We start from the raw sequence: 19,675 nt of genomic DNA, 5'->3' as shown, positions 1-19,675 counted from the left end.
AGGCGCGGGGGCATTCACCGGGCGTCTCTCCTCGGAGCGTCCCGGGCCCTCCCGGTTGGGAACACATCTTGCTCTGGCGGGGAGTCCCCCTCTCCTCGGGAGCAACGACATGATGCGACGATTCCTGGCCGTGGGTTGTCTGGCCTTGCTGTGGGTGGGTTGTAGCGGCCCGAGTCCGGAAGGGTTCCCCTCGGACATCGGAGGCGGGTTTGGCGCCACGCCCGGCGGGGCTCAGGACATGGCGCTGGCGCGGCGGAAGATCGCCGAGGGCCAGGTGCCCCACCCCGACGACTTCCTCGCCGAGGGGCTGTTCTCCGAGCATGACCTGCCCCTGGAGGGGCCGCCCTGTGAGCAGGTGTTGTGTCTGCGCACGGCCACGGGGATCGCCACCGCCCTCGACACGGACCGCCAGGAGGTGTTCGTGCAGGTGGGTTTCTCCTCCAATGTGGACCCCGCCACCTTCCGGCGCAAGCCGCTCGACGTGGCGCTCGTCATCGACCGCTCGGGCTCCATGATGGGCGAGCCCATGACTGCGGTGAAGGAGGCCGCGCGCCGCCTGGTGGGCAAGCTGGACGAGCGCGACACCTTTTCCCTGATCACCTTCGACGATGTGGCCGAGACGCTCGTCCCGCAGACCGCCCTGTCGGACCGCGCCGCCTTGCTGCGCGCCATCGACACCCTCGAGGTCCGGGGCTCGACCTGCATCGAGTGTGGGCTCCAGAAGGGCTATGCCCAGCTGTCCTCGCGTCCGCCAGACGCCGCGCGGGCCCGCCGCCTGTTCCTGTTCACCGATGCCATGCCCAACGTGGGACCGACGGGGGAGGGCGAGTTCATGCGCCTGGTTCGCGAGCAGTCCCAGCGGGGCCAGGATCTGACCGTCTTCGGCGTGAACATCGCCTTCAACCAGGAGTTCGTGGCCCAGATCTCCTCCGTGCGGGGCGCCAACTCCTTCTATTTGAGCGATGCCGAGCGCACGCGCTCCGTCTTCGATCAGGACTTCGACTACCTGGTGACGCCCATCGCGTATGACTTGAAGATGGAGCTCACCCCCGCCGAGGGCTACCGGATCGAGGCGGTGTATGGCCTGCCCGGGGTGAAGCCGGGTGATGCCCGGGCGGGCATGACCGTGTCCTCGGTGTTCCTGTCCCGCAACCGGGGCGCCGTCCTCGCGCGGCTGTCCCGCGTGGGCGAGGCGGTGCCGCCCGGTCAATCCCTGGCCGCCAGCGCGCTGTCGTTCCAGTCCACGGCGGGCGAGCCGTCCGCCACCCTGTTGACGGCGCGCTACGAGGGGAGCGAGCCGCTCACGGCCGAGGCGTCCTGGTACTCGCAGGAGCCGGTGCGCAAGACGGTCGCCCTGACCAACTTCATCCTCGGCGCGCAGGTGGCGTGCGAGAAGTGGCACGGGGGCGACAAGGTGGGGGCGCACGCCCTGGCGGAGCGAACGGCGCAATCCCTGGCCAAGGCGGCGGAGCAGCTGGACGACGCGCCCCTGCGCGCCGAGGCGGAGCTGGCGCGCAAGCTGACGGCGCTGCTCAAGCCCTCGGAGACCTAGTCCTTCTCGGCCCTCGGGGGGCTGACCTTGGCGACCTCGGGCTCGACTGGGGCCGCCAGGGGATCCGCCGGAGAGATCTGGGGCTCGGCGGGCGCCACCTCGGGCTCGCCCTTCTTCTTGTTCAACGCCCGCTTCCATCGCCCGGAGAAGTAATAGGCCATGCTGGCCGTCAGCGAGACGAAGAAGCTCAGGGCGATGGCGTACCAGATGCCCTTGACGCTGTGCATCTGGCGCGACAGCAGATAGGCCACCGGCACGCGCACCATCCACAGGGACACGAGCGACATGACCGTGGTGACGATCGTGTCGCCCGCGCCGTTGATGATGCCGTTGCTCACGAACATGAGCCCGAAGACGACATAACAGGCCCCGACGATGTGCAGGTACGACGTGCCCAGCTCGATGACGACCGGGTCCGTGACGAAGATGCGCAGCAGGGCCTCCGGAAACAGCACGGCCACCGCGGAGATGACGATCGTGATGGCGCCGCTGAACAGACACCCCGTCTTGAAGATCTGCCGGACCCGCGACTCGTGGCCCGCCCCGATGTTCTGTCCGGCGAGCGTGGAGATGGCCATGCCGAAGTTGATGGCGGGCAAGAAGGCGATCTGATCGATGCGCGAGGCCGCGCCATACGCCGCCGTGGCCACCTCGCCAAAGCCATTCACCACGCCCGTCACCAGCAGCATGCCAATGGACACGAGGCTCTGTTGGACGGATGCGGGCGCGCCGATGCGCACGGTCTTCTGGAGCATGGGCCGGAGCCCCCGCAGGACCGGCCAGCCCGGGGCGATGGGCGCCTTGGCCTTGTGCACGTAGACCATGGCGGCCAGGAACACCAACGCCTGGGAGATGAGCGTGGCCCAGGCCGTGCCATCGAGTCCCAGCCGGGGCAGCCCCAGCCAGCCGAAGATGAGCACCGGATCCAGCACGGTGATGAGCGCCACGCCCGCGAACTGGAAGTACAGGGGCGTCTTCGAGTCCCCCACGCCCTGGTACAGGCTGCGCAGCGCGAGCATGGCGAAGCTGAACGGCATGGAGAGCAGGAAGATGCGCAGGTAGCTCGTCGCGGCGGGGAAGACCTCGGCCGGCGTGTCCATGGCGCGCAGGATGGAGGGCGCGAGGACCTCGCCGAGTACCGTGAGCACGAGCCCCAGCCCGATCACGAGCACCGTGGTGCTGTCCACCACGCGCCGCAATTCCTCGAAGCGCCGGGCGCCATAGTTCTGGGACACGAGGATGTTGGTCGCCAGCGTCATCCCCATGCCAATGCCGAAGAGGATGAAGATGAAGGGGAAGCTCACCGTGACGGCGGCCAGCGCGCTCGTGCCGAGGAACCGGCCCACCCAGATGGCGTTGACGAAGCTGGAGGCCGTCTGGACCAGGCTGCCCAGGAGCATCGGCAGGGAGAACGTCACGATGTGCCGGGGGATGCTCCCGGTCGTCAAATCAGTCCCGAACTTCGTTGTCATGACGGCGCCTTTTGGGGGGCGGATGCGGCACACCCTCCCGCGCCGGGGTATGCCACCCGACGCCTGGGAACGCGAGCCCTTCGACGTTATAGGTCCCGCATGACTCACGCGCCCACGGGTTCTCCCTCGCCTTCTTCCTCGCCCTCCGTGCCAGAGGGGCGCGTGTTGGATCCGGTCTGCGGCATGACCGTGGATCCGGCGAACGCCAAGGGGGGCCACCACGAGCACGCCGGGGTGCGCTACTCCTTTTGCAACCCCAAATGCCGGGAGCGCTTCGCCGCTGATCCGGACAAGTACCTCGCGCCCAAGGCCGAGGCGCCCGCGCCCGAGACCCTGTCCCCCGGGACGACGTGGATCTGTCCCATGGACCCGGAGGTGCGGCAGGACCATCCGGGCGCCTGTCCCGTGTGTGGCATGGCCCTGGAGCCGGATCAGCCTGTCCTGACGGACGATGGGCCGGACCCGGAACTGGTGAGCATGACCCGGCGCTTCTGGGTGGGCGCGGTGCTCACGCTTCCCCTGTTCGTGCTGGGCATGGCGGAGATGCTGCCGGGCGCGCCCCTCGCGCACGTGCTCTCGCCGACGGCGAGGGCGTGGCTCCAGTTCCTGCTGGCCACGCCCGTGGTGCTCTGGGGCGGGGCGCCCTTCTTCGAGCGCGGCGCGGTCTCGGTGAAGAACCGCCACCTCAACATGTTCACCCTGGTGGCGCTGGGCACGGGCGCGGCGTACCTCTTCAGCGTCGTCGCCACGCTGGCGCCGGGACTGCTGCCCGACGCCTTCCTCGGACACGGCGGCGCGGCGCCCCTCTATTACGAGGCGGCGGCGACCATCATCACCCTGGTGCTGCTCGGCCAGATGCTGGAGCTGCGGGCGCGGCGCGCCACCTCGGGGGCCCTGCGCGCCCTGCTCCAACTCGCCCCGGCCGTGGCCCGGCGCGTGGGCGCGGACGGACGGGACGAGGACGTGCCGCTCGAGCAGGTGAAGGCGGGGGACACCCTGCGGGTGCGCCCCGGCGAGAAGGTGCCGGTGGATGGCGTGGTGCTGGAGGGCACGAGCGCGGTGGACGAGTCCCTGGTGACGGGCGAGCCGCTGCCGGTGGAGAAGACGGCGGGCGCGCGCGTCACGGGTGGCACGGTCAATGGCACGGGTGGCCTGGTGATGCGGGCCGAGCGGGTGGGCCGGGACACGCTGCTCGCGCGCATCGTCCAGCGGGTGGCCGAGGCCCAGCGCTCGCGCGCGCCCATCCAGCGGCTGGCGGACCGGGCGGCGGCGGTGTTCGTGCCCGCGGTCATCGCGGTGTCGGCGGTGACGTTCCTCGTCTGGGCCCTGGTGGGCCCCGAGCCCCGACTGGCGCACGCGCTGGTGAACGCGGTGGCGGTGCTCATCATCGCCTGCCCGTGCGCGCTGGGGCTGGCCACGCCCATGTCCGTGGTGGTGGGCATGGGCAAGGGGGCGGGAGTGGGCGTGCTCATCCGGGACGCCGAGGCGCTGGAGGTGCTCGAGCGCGTGGACACGCTGGTGGTGGACAAGACGGGCACGCTCACCGAGGGCAAGCCCCGGCTGGTGACGGTGGAGGCGCGGGGCATGGACGAGGCGCGGCTGTTGCGGCTCGCGGCGAGCCTGGAGCGGGGCAGCGAGCACCCGCTGGCGGCGGCGGTGGTGGCGGGCGCCGAGGCGCGGGGCGTGACGCCCGGGGCGGTGAAGGACTTCCGCTCGCTGACGGGCAAGGGCGTGGAGGGCGGGGTGGACGGGACGCGGGTGGCGCTCGGCAACCTGGCGCTGCTGGAGGCGTTGGGACTGGACGGGGGCGACTGGGGCGCGCGGGCCGAGGCACTGCGGCACGAGGGCCAGACGGTGGTGTTCGTGGCGGTGGAGGGCCGGGTGGTGGGGCTGCTCGGGGTGGCGGATCCGGTGAAGGCCACCACGGCGGAGGCGATCGCCACGCTGCACCGCGAGGGCCTGCGGGTGGTGATGCTCACGGGGGACAGCCGGACGACGGCGGAGGCGGTGGCGCGGGGCCTGGGCATCGACGAGGTGGTGGCCGGGGTGCTGCCCGAGGGCAAGGGCGACGTGGTGAAGCGCCTGCGGGCCGAGGGCCGCACGGTGGCGATGGCGGGGGACGGGGTGAACGACGCGCCGGCGCTGGCGGGCGCGGACGTGGGCATCGCGATGGGCACGGGCACGGACATCGCGATGGAGAGCGCGGCGGTGACGCTGGTGAAGGGGGACTTGCGTGGGATTTCACGGGCGCGGACGTTGAGCCAGGCCACGCTGCGCAACATCCGCCAGAACCTCTTCTTCGCCTTCATCTACAACCTGGTGGGCGTGCCCATCGCGGCGGGTGTGCTCTACCCGGTGTTCGGGTGGCTGCTCAGCCCGATGCTCGCGGCGGTGGCGATGAGCCTGTCCTCCGTGTCGGTGATTGGCAATGCGTTGCGCCTGCGGCGCCTGGACCTGTAGGTCTGTTTTGCGCAGAGCAGGGCGGACGCGCCTCGCTTGAGGTGCGGGCCCGGCCCCGGGACAGTGGGTGGACCATGCGCCTTCCTCCCGTGGTCCTTGGTCTGTGCCTGGGGCTGTCCGCCCAGGCTCAATCCCCCGCATCGGACTCGGAGCACGCCGGGCACATGGCGCAGGGCGAGTCCATGGCGGACATGGACCACGCGGCGCACATGGGCCACGCGGAGACCGAGGTGCGCTCCCTGCGCGACATTCCCCTGATGCGCCGGGGCTCGGGCACCTCCTGGCAGCCGGACCTCTTTCCTCCCGCCATGATCCACGGCCAGGTGGGCGATTGGGGCCTCATGTTCCAGGGTCTGCTCTTCGGCGGCTACGACGTCCAGGGCGGGCCCCGGGGCGCGCGGGCGCTCGAGGCCCTGGGCTGGGCGATGCTCATGGCCGAGCGGGAGGGGTCCTCGGGACAGCTCGTGCTCAGCCTCATGCTCAGCCCGGATCCCCTCACCGCGGGCGCCAACGGGGGCTACCCGCTGCTGCTCCAGACGGGGGAGTCCTACCGGGGCGAGCCCCTGCGCGACCGCCAGCACCCGCATGACCTGTTCATGGAGCTGGCCGCCAGCTACACGCACTATTTCTCCGACACCTGGGGCCTGATGCTCTACGTGGCCCCCGCGGGCGAGCCCGCCCTGGGCCCCGTGGCCTTCCCCCACCGCGTCTCCGCCCGGTTCGACCCCCTCGCCGTGCTGGGCCACCACTGGCAGGACTCGACCCACATCTCCTTTGGAGTGGTGACCGTGGGCGTCGTCACGCCGCTCGCCAAGCTGGAGGTCTCCGCGTTCAACGGCCGCGAGCCCGACGAGAACCGCTATGACCTGGACCTGCGCGCCCCGGACGCCTTCTCCGTGCGCCTGTCCGCCAACCCCACCCCGCGCGTGAGCGCCCAGGTGTCCTACGGCTACCTGCCGAGCCCCGAGGCGCTGGAGCCGGAGGTGTCCGTGAACCGCTTCACCGCCTCGGCCACGTACCACGCGCCCGTGGGCACCCAGGGCTTCTGGGCCACCACCGCCGTCTTCGGACGCAACCTGGAGTCCGGCGAGCCGCCCACGAGCTCCGCGCTCCTGGAGAGCAGCGTGGACCTGGATGGCCACCACGCCGTCTTCGGCCGGGTGGAGTACGTGCGCAAGACGGGGCATGACCTGGTGCTGCCCGAGGCCCTGGCGCACCAGACCTTCGACGTGGGCGCCCTGGCGCTCGGCTACGTCTACCAGTTTGGCCCCTGGGGACCCGTGAAGGCGGGGCTGGGCGCGCGGGGCGCGGTGAACCTCGTGCCCGAGTCCCTGGTGCCCTTCTACGGCGGCCGCACGCCGGTGGGCGGCATGGTGTACGTGCGACTGGCGCCCCTCCTGCGTCCCTGACATTAAATGGGGCCGTATGGGTTCTTCTCGTGAGGAAGCGCGCGGCGCGGTGGCACCGTCCGGTCTGGTCTCGGTGGTGCGCCTGCCCAACAGCTGGTTCATCCTCTGCACCTCGCGCGAGCTGGGCCGCAAGCCGCTCGCCCGCATGCTGCAGGGCGCGCCGCTCGTGCTCTTCCGCGACGCGCAAGGCAAGCCCGGCGCCCTGGCGGACCGCTGCCCCCACCGCAACGTGCCCCTGTCGCTCGGCCGGGTGGTGGGCGGGCAGTTGCAGTGCGGCTACCACGGGTGGCGCTTCGACACCCAGGGCCAGTGCCGCGCCGTGCCCGGCTTCACCGGCGAGCCCGAGGCCAAGAGCCGCTGCGCCCTGAGCTACGCCACGCGCGAGCAGGAGGGCTTCGTCTGGGTGTACTCCACGCCCGGCGTCGAGCCCACGCACGAGCCCTACCGCTTCCCGCTGCTCGACACGCCGGGCTACAGCACCGTGCGCCGCGTGCTGCGCGCGAAGGGCTCGCTGCACGCGCTCCTGGAGAACACGCTCGACGTGCCCCACACCTCGTTCCTCCACGGCGGCCTGTTCCGCACGGAGAAGAAGCGCGGGGAGATCGACGTGGTGGTGCGCCGGGGCGCGGACTCCGTGGAGGCCGAGTACGTGGGCGAGCCCCGGCCAGAGGGGCTCGTGGGCCGACTGCTGGCCCCGGGCGGCGGCGTGCTCAAGCACTTCGACCGCTTCCTCATGCCCTCCATCGCCCAGGTGGAGTACCAGCTCGGCGCGGACAGCCACATGATGGTGACCTCGGCCATGACGCCCGTGGAGGACTGGGACACGCTCGTCTACGCCGTGGTGACCTTCCGGCTGCCCCTGCCGCACTGGCTCATCAAGCCCTTCATCACCCCCGTGGCCCTGCACATCTTCCAGCAGGACGCCCGCATCCTCGAGCAGCAGACGGAGACCATCCGCCGCTTCGGCACGGAGGCCTTCGCCTCCACCGAGGTGGACGTGCTCGGCCCCTCCATCCTCCGGCTCATGCGCCAGGCGGACCGGGACCGCGCCACGCTGCCCACCGAGGTGCACGAGACGCGCCTCAAGATGCAGGTGTAGCGCGGGCACCCACACCCACGGACTCGCGGGGCTTTCCGACTTTTCACCAGCACACAGAGTCGGGGCGGGGGGGGTGGCCGCCGGGGAGGGGAAGGGTCACCTTCGCGACATGCCTGTGTCACTGCCCACCGAGAAGCGAGTCTACGCGCAGTCCGTGGATGCCTTGTTCGTCCGGGCCCTGGGGCCGCACCTGTCGCGCGAGGGCCGTCGGCGGCTCAAGGACGTGGGCCTGGACTTGAACGAGCCCCTGCGGCCGTCCTACGCGCTGGAGCAGTGGAAGGCGTGCCTGCGGGTGGCCGTGGAGGACGTGTTCCCCGGGCTGCCCGAGCGCGAGGCCTGGTCGCGCCTGGGCGAGCGCTACCTGCAGGGCTTCCGGCTGACGGCCCAGGGGCGCGCGAGCATGTCGCTCGTCACCCGGCTGGGGCCGCGCCCGACGCTGGAGCGCGTGCCGCACAACCTGCGCGCGGGCAACAACTTCAACGAGGTGCGGGTGGAGGAGCTGGGCACCCACGGCGCCCGGCTGTGGATGCGGGACATCGCCGCGGACAACCCGTACTTCGCCTGTGGCTTGCTCGCCGAGACGCTGCGCGCGGCGGGCGCCGAGGACATCCAGGTGGAGCCCGTGGCGCGCGAGGGCACGTCCGCCACCTTCCGCCTCACCTGGATGAACGCCACCCGCCGACCGGTGGCCAGCGGCCTGTCGCGCTGAGCGCGGGCCGTCAGTCCCGGCCCCGGCGCCTCCGGGACGTCAGCCGGGAGTCGCCGTGCCGTCCGCCGCAGCCGCCATGGGCCAGGGGGCCCGGGTGCGCGCGCGGCAGGGGCCGCGCCAGGGCCGTCGGGCGGTGCACGGTGATGTCGTGCAGGTAGATGAGCACCCCGGGGTCCCCGGGTGACACCGTCACCTCCCAGCAGCGCGAGGGGGAGCGCTCGGCGAAGCGCGTGGCCTGGCCCGTGGCGAGCACCCGCCGGGCCTGGGGGCTCAGGGTGGAGCCCGGTGCCCCGGCGTACTCCTGCTCCAGGGGCCGGCCGATGAGGGCTTGCCGCCCCTTGCCCAGCCACGACTCCGCCGCCGCGTTCACGTAGCTGAAGCGCAGGTGGGGATCGAGCGCGAGGAAGGGCGCCGGCATGGCCTCCACGAAGGAGAGCATCCGCTCCTCGAAGGCGGCCGTCTCGCTCATGAAGCGCTCGGTGTCCGTCACGTCCACGAGCCACACCGCGAGCAGGGCCTCCTCCACCCGGGCGGCGCGCGTGAGCACCCGGCGCGTCCCCGCGACCCGGCGCAGGGGCAGCACCCGCGTGAGGGGCACGCCCGTGAGCAGCACCTGCCGCCAGTCGCTCCGGCCTCCCGCCAGCTCCGGCCGGGCCCCGAGCAGCCGCAGGCCCACCGGGTCCTCCTCCAACAGGGCCTGGGCCGCCGGGTTGGCGTACTCGCACAGGAAGTCTCCGGCGTGAGGCCCTGTTGCCTCCAGACGAAGCGCGAGGAACGCCTCCGGATTGAGCTGCTCGAGGGCGTAGGCATGGCGCGGCGGGGACATGGGATGAGGCCTCCGAGGCCACGAAAGCACACCCCCTCCGCCGCCGTTGACGCGGGGCGTCTTCGCGGCAGGTGAATGGCGGCGTGACGACACTCCCTCGCAGGAGGCGTGAAGTGCCGCACACGGCGTTCAATGTTTGCCCAGGGGCTGTGCCGGGACGGTGGAGGGCCCGGCGGGCCGGGCGCCGCGCGTTGACCTTCCCCTAAACCCGTGTTCAGGCTGAGCGTGCGCCATGGCCCCGCAGATCGCCCTCGACTTCGCCACCCCCTCCCTCGTCCACCCGGCGCTCGCGCCCTTCCACCCCGTGGTCCAGGCGTGGTTCAGCGAGCGACTGGGCGAGCCCTCGCGTCCGCAGGTGGAGGGCTGGCCGCTCATCCAGGACTGGCGGGACGTGCTCATCGCCGCGCCCACGGGCAGCGGCAAGACGCTCACCGCCTTCCTCGCCGCCCTGGATCGGCTCTTCCGGCTCGCGCTGGAGGGCGTCCTGGAGGATCGCACCCAGGTGCTCTACGTGTCGCCGCTCAAGGCGCTGGGCAACGACGTGCGCAAGAACCTGCTGCAGCCGCTGGAGGAGCTGCTCCAGCGGGCGCGCGCCGCGGGCTTTTCGCCCCAGGAGCTGCGGGTCCAGGTGCGCACGGGCGACACCTCCGCCTCCGAGCGCGCGCAGATGGTGCGCCGGCCCCCGCACATCCTCATCACCACGCCGGAGTCGCTCTACCTCTACCTGACGGCGGAGCGGGCCCGGGCCACGCTCCGGGGGGTGCGCACCGTCATCGTGGACGAAATCCACGCCCTGGCGCGTGACAAGCGCGGCAGCCACTTCGCCCTGTCGCTGGAGCGGCTCAAGGCCATCACCGAGGTGCGGCCCCAGCTCATCGGCCTGTCGGCCACGCAGAAGCCCCTGGAGGCGATCGCCGCCTTCCTCACCGGCGAGCGCGACGAGCCCTGCCAACTGGTCCAGGTGGGGCACCAGCGGCCGTGGGATTTGCGGGTGGAGATTCCGGACGCGGAGCTGGGCTCGCTCGCCACGCACGAGATGTGGGGGCAGGTGTATGACCGGCTCCTGCAACTGGCCAGCGAGCACCGCACGACGCTCGTCTTCGTGAACACGCGCAAGCTGGCCGAGCGCGTGGCGCACGACCTGGGCGAGCGCCTGTCGCCGGACAAGGTGGCGGCGCACCACGGCAGCATGTCGCGCGAGCTGCGGCTGTCGGCCGAGGAGCGGCTCAAGGCGGGACAGCTGTCGGTGATGGTGGCCACGGCGTCGCTGGAGCTGGGCATCGACGTGGGCAACGTGGACCTGGTGGTGCAGCTGGGCAGCACGCGCTCCATCGCCGTGCTGCTGCAGCGGGTGGGCCGCGCGGGCCACTACAAGGGCGGCGTGTCCAAGGGCGTGCTCTTCGCCATGACGCGCGACGAGCTGATGGAGTGCGTGGCCCTGCTCAACGCCGTGCGCGAGGGCGACCTGGACGCGGTGCGCATCCCGGAGAAGCCCCTGGACGTGCTCGCGCAGCAGATCGTGGCCGCGTGCGCGTGCGAGGAGTGGGACGAGCGCGCGCTCTACAGCCTCTTGCGCCGCGCCTGGCCCTACCGTGACCTCTCCTACGAGGAGTACGAGAAGGTGTTGGAGACGCTGTCCGAGGGCGTGTCCCTGCGGCGCGGGCGGGCGGGGGTGCACCTGCACCGCGACCGGGTGAACCAGCGGCTCAAGGCGCGCCGGGGCGTGCGCATCACCGCGCTCACCAACGGCGGCGCCATCCCGGACACCTTCACCTTCAACGTGGTGGCCGAGCCCGAGGGCAAGGTGGTGGGCACGCTGGACGAGGACTTCGCGGTGGAGTCCTCACCCGGGGACATCTTCCTGCTGGGCACGACGGCCTGGCGCATCCAGCGGGTGATGGGGGCGTCGGTGATGGTGGAGAACGCCCACGGCCAGCCGCCCACGGTGCCCTTCTGGCGTGGCGAGGCCCCGGGCCGCACGGACGAGCTGAGCGTGCACGTGGGCCGGCTGCGCGCGGAGCTGCTCCAGCGCGCCGACGCGCCGCTCTTCCTGGAGAAGCAGCTCCAGGTGCCGCCCCCGGCGGTGGACGCGCTGCTCGCGTACCTGCGCGCGGGCCAGCAGGTGCTCGGGGTGGTGCCGAGCCAGACCACGCTCGTGGCCGAGCGCTTCTTCGACGAGGCGGGCGGCATGCAGCTCATCCTCCACGCGCCCTTTGGCAGCCGCGTCATGCGCGCCTGGGGCATGGCGCTGCGCAAGCGCTTCTGCCGCACCTTCGACTTCGAGCTCCAGGCGGCGGCCACCGAGGACGGGCTGCTCTTGTCCCTGGGCGAGCAGCACTCCTTCCCGCTGGAGGACATCTTCGGCTTCCTCAACCCGGAGAACACCGAGGAGGTGCTGGTGCAGGCGGTGCTGCAGTCGCCGCTGTTCGGCACGCGCTTCCGGTGGAACGCGACGCGGGCCCTGTCCCTGTCGCGCTTCTCCTCGGGCAAGCGCGTGGCGCCCAACCTCCAGCGCGCGCGCAGCGAGGACCTGCTCGCCGCGGTGTTCCCCGCCCAGGTGGGCTGCCAGGACAACCACCATGGCGCGGACGTGGAGGTGCCGGACCACCCGCTGGTGCGGCAGACGATGCAGGACTGTCTGCGCGAGGCCATGGACGTGGACGGCCTGCGCCAGGTGTTGCGCGGCATGAAGGAAGGCCGCATCCAACTGGTGGCGCGGGACGTGCCCGAGCCGAGCGTGTTCGCCCACCAGATGGTGAACAGCCAGCCCTACACCTTCCTGGACGACGCGCCCGCCGAGGAGCGCCGGGTGCGCAACGTGGTGCTGCGCCGCACGCTGCCGGCGGAGGACTCGGCGGCCTTCGGCGCGCTGGACGCGAGCGCCATCGAGCAGGTGGTGCGCGACGCGGCGCCGCCCCTGCGCGACGAGGACGAGCTGCACGACGCGCTCCTGCAACTGGTGCTGCTGCCCGAGGCGCGGGTGGTGGGGCGTTTCGTGGCGGGCCTCGCGGCGCAGCGGCGCGTGGCCTGGCTGGAGGTGGCGGGCCAGCGCTACCTCGTCCCCGCCGAGCGGATCCAGGCCGTCCGCGCGCTCTTCCCCGAGGCCGAGCTCCAGCCCGCCCTCCAGCCGCTGCCCGGGGACAAGCCCGTGGAGCGCGACGCGGCGGTGGCGCAGGTGGTGCGCGGGTGGATGGAGCTGCTGGGCCCCACGACCGTGGCGGAACTGGCGGCCCTCACGTCCCTGGACGCCACGGACGTGGACATCGCGCTGCACGCGCTGGAGGCCTCGGGCGGCATCCTCCGGGGACGCTTCCGTCCGGACGCCGTGCCGGGCGGAGTGGAGTGGTGCGACCGGCGCCTGCTCCAGCGCATCCACCGGCTGACGGTGGGCCGGCTGCGCAAGGAGATCGAGCCCCTGAGCGCGCGCGACTTCATGCGCTTCCTCTTCCGGTGGCACCACCTGGAGGAGGTGGACGCGCTCCGGGGCTCCACGGGCCTGTCCAAGGCCATCGGCCTGTTGCAGGGCTACGAGGCGCCCGCGTCCGCGTGGGAGCGCTTCCTGTTGCCCGCGCGGATGAAGGGCTACCTGGGCGACCTGCTGGAGCGCGCGTGCTACTCGGGCGAGGTGGCCTGGGGGCGGCTCACGCAGAAGGAAGCCAAACCAGTGGCGAGTCCCCGCCGGGGCGCGCCCGTGCCGCCCCCCGCGCCCGAGCCCGTGCGCTCGCGGGCGGCCTCGCCCAACCGCAACGCGAGCCTGTCCTTCGTGAAGCGCGAGGATCTGGACTGGATGCTGTCGGCGGCGCGGCCCGGCATGGTGCTCGCGGATGGCGGCGTGCGGGTGCCGGAGGACCTGTCCGCGCCCGCCCGGGACGTGGTGACGGTGCTGGAGCAGCGCGGCGCGTGCTTCTTCACGGACCTGTGCTCGCGCGCGCGGCGGCTGCCCTCGGAGGTGGAGGACGCGCTGTGGGAATTGGTGGCCCGGGGGCTCGTCACGGCGGACGCGGTGCAGAACCTGCGGGTGCTCCAGAGCCCGGCGCAGCGCAAGCGGCAGAAGCTGTTGCAGCGCGGCGGTCCGGGACGCTGGAGCCTGCTGGCGCCCTCCGAGCCCAAGGGCGAGGACGAGGTGCGCGAGTCGCTCGCGCGGCTGTTCCTGCAGCGCTACGGCATCGTCTGGCGAGACCTGGTGATGCGCGAGGCCCTGGCACCCTCCTGGCGCGAGCTCTTGTACGTGTACCGGAGGATGGAGGCGCGGGGCGAGATTCGCGGGGGCCGCTTCGTGGCGGGCTTCGTGGGCGAGCAGTTCGCGCTGCCGGACGCGGTGGACGTGGCGCGGGCGGTGCGGCGGCAGGAGCCCTCGGGGGTGCGGGTGCAGATCTCCGCGGTGGATCCGCTCAACCTCACGGGCGTGGTGACGCCGGGCCCACGCGTGCCCGCCACGGTGGGCAACGTCGTGCTCTACGTGGACGGCGTGCCCCAGGGCGTCGACGACCAGGGTGACGAGGCGGAGGACGAGGACGACTCGGCCGAGGTGGCCCAGGCGAGCTGAGCTTCATTCCAGGCGGTCGGGCTCTCGTCCCAAGGGATCCCACACGAACCGCTCGGTGGGCGTGAGCCGCATGTTCGTCAGTGCGTGCCGCGCGGCGAATCGAGCGAAACGCTCGGAGGCCACGAGTGTTCCCGCCAGGGCCCTCGGGCGAAAAATGTCTTCTTTCACCTGAGGCGGCTGTTCCAGGCAGAAGCCATGGATGGCATCCAGGCCGGACAACCTGCACCCATCACAGGTGAAGGGCCGTGGGCGGTGGAGCCGACTTCGTGTCTCATCCACGGCCGTTTCGGAGAAGTCGGGAGTGGCGAGAAAATAGAGTGGAGAGGCGAGCGTGGGCCCTCGGCGTTTTCGGAGCACGCGCGTCACTTCGACGGGGTGGAAGCTCCCGAGTCCCACGAGCCCTTCGTCGTGGTACGCGTCGCGGAAGCGTCTGGAGACAAGCAGGTCTCCTCCCGGACCCGTGGCGACATCCCCCCAGTTCGTGCCGTACGGCTCCAATTCCACCTGAAAGGGAGGAAGCCAGATCCGTGCTCCACGACCCTGGCCGCACCGAGGACAGCGAGGGGCGTCCCCCAGGTGGGGATTCACGGGGCTGAAGCGGGTGTCGTGGGACCCGAAGGCGTCATCCTGGAGCACGAAGAAGCGTTGCGTGGGTGAGGTCTCAGAAACCATGGGGAAAGCGATGGCGCAGATCTGGCCGAAGGTACAACTGGCGGAGGAAGGCCTCGAAGTGCTCCACCGAGGCCGTGGGGTTCTCACGGAGCCAGCGAATGATGGTGTCGTCGAGCTTGCGGTGCCAATCCTGGTAGCCCCAGTGTGACGCTTGGTCCCTGGCTTGGACGACGAATCGCGAGTCCCTGGGCGTGTAGTGGCCGCCGAGCGTCAGGTGTCGTTCGAGTTCCTTGGCGATGGGTCTCGAGATGACATGGTGGGTCTGGCCCGTGCATTCAGGCTCCATGTCGGGGCGCATCGACGGGCCGGTCGTGGAGGTCGCCATGGCCAGGGGGGCCGACGCCAGGGTGAGACTGGCACCCGCCGCTGTCACGCTGACCGCTTGCACTTCGGAGACGGCGGTCAGGTGGAGTCCATGGTGGGTCCGCGCGGCGAGTGACGCTTGCGCGAAGCCCGGGAGCGTGGGTCCGGTCACGGACAGCCCCGTGGTGGCGCCAAAGGCCGCTGTGGCCAGCATGACGAACAGCCTCGCGGCTCGAACACCGATGGCCTTCGCGTACTGGTCTCCCGCGGCTCGGAGTTCGACGAAGGTCGTGGCCCGGGAGGCGGAGTCCCTCAGCTCAACCCATCCGGAGACCAGGCCCCAGAACGTGTCCCAACCCAGATAGCTCAGAAGGAAAGCCGTGAGCGCCACGGCCACGGGCTTCGTCACGGGTTCAGGCGCGACCAGGACGAGCAGGTAGAACGTCATCGCCGAGAGCAGCGTGTTGCGGATGGTCGCTGGGTCCGCGAGCGCGCCGAACGCTCCCCGGGTTTCCTCCCATACGGAGCCGAAGGCCAACGCGAGGGCCACCTGCTGGCGGTCATGCGCGTCCAGCACAGGCTCGTCGCCGAGAAGCGAGAGGCAATCGCCCGTCGCGCGCGTGTGTGCGCACCATCGGAGGTAGTCGCGCGTCAAGGCAGGCGCGGGTGCGGTGGGCCATGCGGCCAGGGTGATGTGCGCCAGGCGCCGGGGTGGGGTGGATGCGGGGCGCTGGTGAACCCGAGCGATGGGCTGAAGCGGGAGGTCCAAGACCAATCCCGCCATGGCGCGGGCGAACTCCTGGGGCGTCACCTCTACGGGGCGTTGGGGTGGGACGCGCGACCCGCGACGGGTGGAGTTCGAGGCCGTGCAGCCCAACGAAGCGGCTCCGAGGAGCGCCAACAACGAGAGCAGTCTCCACATGTGCCGTGTCCTCTCCCGTTGCTCCCGACAACGGACCTCATCTCCGTCGTGAGCCTGTCATGTCCCAATGCCCTCTGGCCATATGGCCTTGGCGCCATCCCCTGACCTGCGTGAGCTGCGCGTGAGGTGCCCGCTCGCCTGGGGTCGAGGCATCCAGCCTGGCTCGGCGCGTCTCCCAGCGCGGGCCGGGCACGGACCCCATCTTGAGGGGACGTCTGTTCTGTCCGAGGGGAGGACCTCATGCCCATCCACCTGTGCCGCGCGTGTGGAACTTCCTATGACGCGCCCCAGGCGCCCGAGCACTGTCCCATCTGCGTGGACGAGCGGCAGTACGTGCCGCGGAGTGGTCAGGCGTGGACGACCCCCGAGGCGCTCGCGGCCGGGCATGTGAATGCCTGGCGCCAGCTCGAGCCGGGCCTGTTCGAGCTCCACACGCGGCCCGACTTCGCCATCGGCCAGCGCGCGCTCCTCATTCGTACCCCTCGGGGCAACATCCTCTGGGACTGCCTGGCACTGCTCGACGCGGCGACCGAGACGCTCCTCCGCGCGCTGGGCGGCCTCACGGCCATCGCCATCTCGCACCCGCACTACTACACCCGCATGCAGGACTGGGCGCGCGCGTTCCAGGTGCCCGTCCACCTGCATGCCGCCGACCGGGCGTGGGTGATGCGTCCGGACGCCTCGCTCCGGTTCTGGGAGGGCGAGACCCTGACCCTCGAGGAGGGCGTGACGCTGCTGCGGCTGGGCGGCCATTTCGCCGGAGGCACGGTGCTGCACTGGCGCGAGGGCGCGGACGGGCGGGGGGCGCTGCTCAGTGGGGACATCGTCCAGGTGGCGGCCGATACCCGCCGGGTGTCCTTCCTGTGGAGCTATCCCAACATGATGCCGTTGTCCGCGCGCACGGTGCGGCGCATCGCCGACACGCTCCAGCCCTGGCGCTTCGAGCGCGTCTACGGCGCCTTCCCGGGCCGCGAGGTGACGCGGGAGGGCTCGGCCGCCGTCCAACAGTCCGCCGCTCGGTACATCGAACTCCTGGCGGAGGAGGCTTCACCGTAGGCGTGGCCGGGTGGACGGGCTTTGGCCGACCGTGATTCTCTCCGGCCCATGTTCCCTTCTGGTTCCCGCAAGCTGTTCGGTGCCCTGTCCCTGGGCTCCCTGCTCGTCGCCGCGTCCAGCTGCCACGACGATCCCCCGGCCCCCGTCCCCGAGCCCACGCCCGAGCCCGTTCGTGTCCAGGTGCTGGCCTTCAATGACTTCCACGGCAACCTGGAAGCCCCCTCGGGCAGCAATGGTCGCATCAAGGTGCGTACCGAGAACGGCGGCACGGCCGACGTGAACGCGGGCGGCGCGGCGTTCCTCGCCCATCACCTCCAGGCCCTGAGGGCCCAGAACCCGGAGAACACCGTGGTGGTGTCCGCGGGGGATCTGATCGGCGCCTCGCCGCTCGTCTCCGGCATCTTCCACGATGAGCCCACCATCCAGGCGATGAACATGATGGGCCTGGACTACAACTCCGTGGGCAACCACGAGTTCGACGACGGCACCCAGGAGCTGCTGCGCATGCAGTCCGGCGGCTGCCACCCGGTGGACGGCTGTCAGGCGAGCACGAACTTCCCCGGCGCGACGTTCCAGTTCCTCTCGGCCAACGTGTTCACCGACCTGGCCGCCCGGAAGACGTTCTTCCCCGCCTATGGCATCCGCGAGTTCCAGGGCGTCAAGGTCGCCTTCATCGGCATGACGCTCGAGGGCACGCCGCAGATCGTCGCGCCGTCCGGCACGAAGGGGCTCTCCTTCCAGGACGAGGCCGACACGGTCAACGCGCTGGTTCCGGAGCTCCAGGCTCAGGGCGTGAAGGCCATCGTGGTGGTCATCCACGAGGGCGGCCTGCCCACGGGCCTCTACGACGAGTGCCCGGGCATCTCCGGCGCCATCAAGGACATCGTCGAGCGGCTGGATGCGGAGGTGGACGTGGTGGCCTCGGGCCATACGCACCAGGCCTACAACTGCGTCATCAATGGCAAGCGCGTCACCAGCGCGGCCAGCTACGGGCGCCTCATCACCGACATCGACCTGACGTTGGATCCCCGCACGGGCGATGTCGTGGAGGCGGACGCGCGCAACGTCGTCGTCACGCGGGAGACGCCGGATGCGGCGGTGGAGGCGTTCGTGCAGGGCATCGTCGCCAAGGCGGCGCCCCAGCGTGACAAGGTCATCGGGAACACGCCGAGCGAGTTGAAGGGCCCCGTGCGGCCCATTCCGGCGGGCGCCTCGGGCGAGTCCGTGCTGGGCAATGTCGTCTCGGACGCCATGCTCGCGGCCACGCGGGAGCCGGCCACGGGGGGCGCCGTCATCGCCCTGCAGAACTCGGGCGGTGTGCGCGCGGACATCAACGCGGGTGACATCACCTTCGGCGAGGCGTTCGCCGTGCAGCCGTTCGCCAACAACCTGGTGACGCTGACGCTCACCGGCGCGCAGATCGACACGCTGCTGGAGGCGCAGTTCCAGCCGAGCGGCACCTCCATCCTCCAGCCGTCGCGGGGCTTCGCCTTCGCGTGGAGCGCCTCGGCGCCCGCGGGCAGCAAGGTGGATCCCGCCTCCATCAAGCTGGACGGCGTGACGCTCGACCCCGCGGCGAGCTACCGGGTCACGGTGAACAACTTCATGGCCTCCGGCGGTGACGGCTACACAGTGCTGCTCGAGGGCAAGGCGCCGCTCACGGGGGCGATCGACGTCGACGCGGTGGAGGCCTACCTGCGCGCCAACAACCCCCTGTCTCTGCCCGCCCTGGGCCGCATCACCCTGCTGCCCTGAGGGTGGATGCGGGGACGTCCCCTCCTCGCCGCTGTCTCCATTGAACCTCTCAAGGCACGTTACGCGACTTGACTTGAGAGGTCGACGTTGCTCACATCAAGCGTGGGCCTGTCGTGGGAGCGCGAGGAGGGGCACGTGGAGGACGAGACGAAGGGGCAGGGTGATCGGGTGGGGGAATACCTGCTCGGGCGCGAATGCGAAGAGGTGGGCCCTGAACTGGGCCGCCTCCACGAGGCGCGCAACGAGCGCAACGGAAACTCCGCCCTGGTACTACGGCCCGAGACGCGCGTGGATTGGGACCTCGAGGAGGGTTGGCAGGTGCGCATCTCCAGCGAGCGCTCACGGGGCTTCGTGAGAATTGAAGTAGAGCGCTCACCCCCGTCAGGGCGGTTGACGAAGTTGGTGGACCTCATTGCCCTGGTCTTCGCCGCGCTCACTCGGGTGGAGGACAACGCGCGGGTCGGGGCCCATATGACGCGAGGGCGGTTGCGTTCGGCACTGAGTGTTGTCTGGGGCAGGGCGGGCCTCGTGGGTCTGTTGCTGTGTGTTGGGAGCCTGCTTTCGTGTCTCTCCGTCACGAGCCGTGTCGCGGAGGAACCGCGAAGCGGGCTTGGCATGGTCAGTGCGGGGCCCACGGACGCGGCGCAGACGATCAACGCTGCGGAGACAGGGCCCCTCCCCATCGCCTACCCGATGCCCGAAAAACCTTTTCGGAACCAAGCAAAACCGCCTTGTGATGTCGACCGGGACGAGGTGGAGATCAACGGAGGTTGTTGGATGGCGCTCGACCGCAAGCCGCCGTGCCTCGTGAAGAGTCAAGCCGTGCATCAGGGCAAGTGCTACCTGCCCGTGGGGAAACGAACCTCTCCGCTGCAATCCCTGGAGCCCTGATCC

The 19,675-nt window shown here is 71.0% G+C and carries 12 protein-coding genes; 9 read left to right on the top strand and 3 right to left on the bottom strand.

Features of this window, described 5'->3' with window-relative positions:
- Positions 1-109 precede the first annotated feature (109 nt).
- Positions 110-1,552 (top strand): vWA domain-containing protein, encoded by a 1,443-nt coding sequence (locus I3V78_RS36725; RefSeq protein WP_204495385.1) that lies wholly within the window; start codon positions 110-112, stop codon positions 1,550-1,552.
- On the opposite strand, the gene I3V78_RS36720 is transcribed toward I3V78_RS36725, so the two are convergent.
- The gene (locus I3V78_RS36720) at positions 1,549-3,024 is read right to left on the bottom strand and encodes an MATE family efflux transporter (protein ID WP_204495384.1); all 1,476 of its coding nucleotides are present in this window, start codon (positions 3,022-3,024) and stop codon (positions 1,549-1,551) included. The two genes, I3V78_RS36725 and I3V78_RS36720, sit on opposite strands and share 4 nt — an antisense overlap.
- 99 nt (positions 3,025-3,123) lie before the next feature.
- Between I3V78_RS36720 and I3V78_RS36715 the strand changes: the two genes are divergently transcribed.
- From I3V78_RS36715 to I3V78_RS36700, 4 genes are all read left to right on the top strand, one after another.
- Positions 3,124-5,484 carry a heavy metal translocating P-type ATPase gene (locus I3V78_RS36715; RefSeq protein ID WP_204495383.1) on the top strand — a complete coding sequence of 787 codons (2,361 nt, stop codon included), beginning with the start codon at positions 3,124-3,126 and terminating at the stop codon, positions 5,482-5,484.
- A 74-nt stretch (positions 5,485-5,558) separates the two neighbouring features.
- Positions 5,559-6,893 (top strand): hypothetical protein, encoded by a 1,335-nt coding sequence (locus I3V78_RS36710; protein WP_204495382.1) that lies wholly within the window; start codon positions 5,559-5,561, stop codon positions 6,891-6,893.
- A 16-nt stretch (positions 6,894-6,909) separates the two neighbouring features.
- On the top strand, positions 6,910-7,992 hold the full coding sequence (locus tag I3V78_RS36705; protein ID WP_204495380.1) for an aromatic ring-hydroxylating oxygenase subunit alpha: 1,083 nt from the start codon (positions 6,910-6,912) through the stop codon (positions 7,990-7,992).
- Positions 7,993-8,101: 109 nt separating this feature from the next.
- Positions 8,102-8,701, top strand: coding sequence for a DUF2378 family protein (locus I3V78_RS36700; RefSeq protein ID WP_204495372.1), 600 nt, complete (start codon positions 8,102-8,104; stop codon positions 8,699-8,701).
- A 10-nt stretch (positions 8,702-8,711) separates the two neighbouring features.
- On the opposite strand, the gene I3V78_RS36695 is transcribed toward I3V78_RS36700, so the two are convergent.
- Positions 8,712-9,527 carry a PAS domain-containing protein gene (locus I3V78_RS36695; RefSeq protein ID WP_204495370.1) on the bottom strand — a complete coding sequence of 272 codons (816 nt, stop codon included), beginning with the start codon at positions 9,525-9,527 and terminating at the stop codon, positions 8,712-8,714.
- A 232-nt stretch (positions 9,528-9,759) separates the two neighbouring features.
- On the opposite strand from I3V78_RS36695, the gene I3V78_RS36690 reads away from it, so the two are divergent.
- Positions 9,760-14,073, top strand: a complete 4,314-nt coding sequence (locus I3V78_RS36690) for a DNA glycosylase AlkZ-like family protein (protein ID WP_204495362.1) — start codon at positions 9,760-9,762, stop codon at positions 14,071-14,073.
- A gap of 661 nt (positions 14,074-14,734) precedes the next feature.
- Here the strand turns inward: I3V78_RS36690 and sitA5 are convergent.
- On the bottom strand, positions 14,735-15,970 hold the full coding sequence (gene sitA5, locus I3V78_RS36685; protein WP_476756495.1) for a SitA5 family polymorphic toxin: 1,236 nt from the start codon (positions 15,968-15,970) through the stop codon (positions 14,735-14,737).
- A gap of 240 nt (positions 15,971-16,210) precedes the next feature.
- Between sitA5 and I3V78_RS36680 the strand changes: the two genes are divergently transcribed.
- The 3 genes from I3V78_RS36680 (at position 16,211) to I3V78_RS36670 (ending at position 19,672) form a co-directional block, all read left to right on the top strand.
- The gene (locus I3V78_RS36680) at positions 16,211-17,026 is read left to right on the top strand and encodes an MBL fold metallo-hydrolase (RefSeq protein ID WP_204495358.1); all 816 of its coding nucleotides are present in this window, start codon (positions 16,211-16,213) and stop codon (positions 17,024-17,026) included.
- Positions 17,027-17,074: 48 nt separating this feature from the next.
- Positions 17,075-18,781: a bifunctional metallophosphatase/5'-nucleotidase gene (locus tag I3V78_RS36675; protein ID WP_204495356.1), complete on the top strand. Its 1,707-nt coding sequence runs from the start codon at positions 17,075-17,077 to the stop codon at positions 18,779-18,781.
- A gap of 135 nt (positions 18,782-18,916) precedes the next feature.
- Positions 18,917-19,672, top strand: a complete 756-nt coding sequence (locus I3V78_RS36670) for a hypothetical protein (protein WP_204495354.1) — start codon at positions 18,917-18,919, stop codon at positions 19,670-19,672.
- Positions 19,673-19,675 lie beyond the last annotated feature (3 nt).

The organism is Archangium primigenium, from assembly GCF_016904885.1.
In the GTDB taxonomy this organism is placed as follows: Bacteria; Myxococcota; Myxococcia; order Myxococcales; family Myxococcaceae; genus Cystobacter; species Cystobacter primigenius.
The sequence above is the reverse complement of the archived record's forward strand: the minus strand, read 5'-3'. Positions and strand labels throughout refer to the sequence as shown.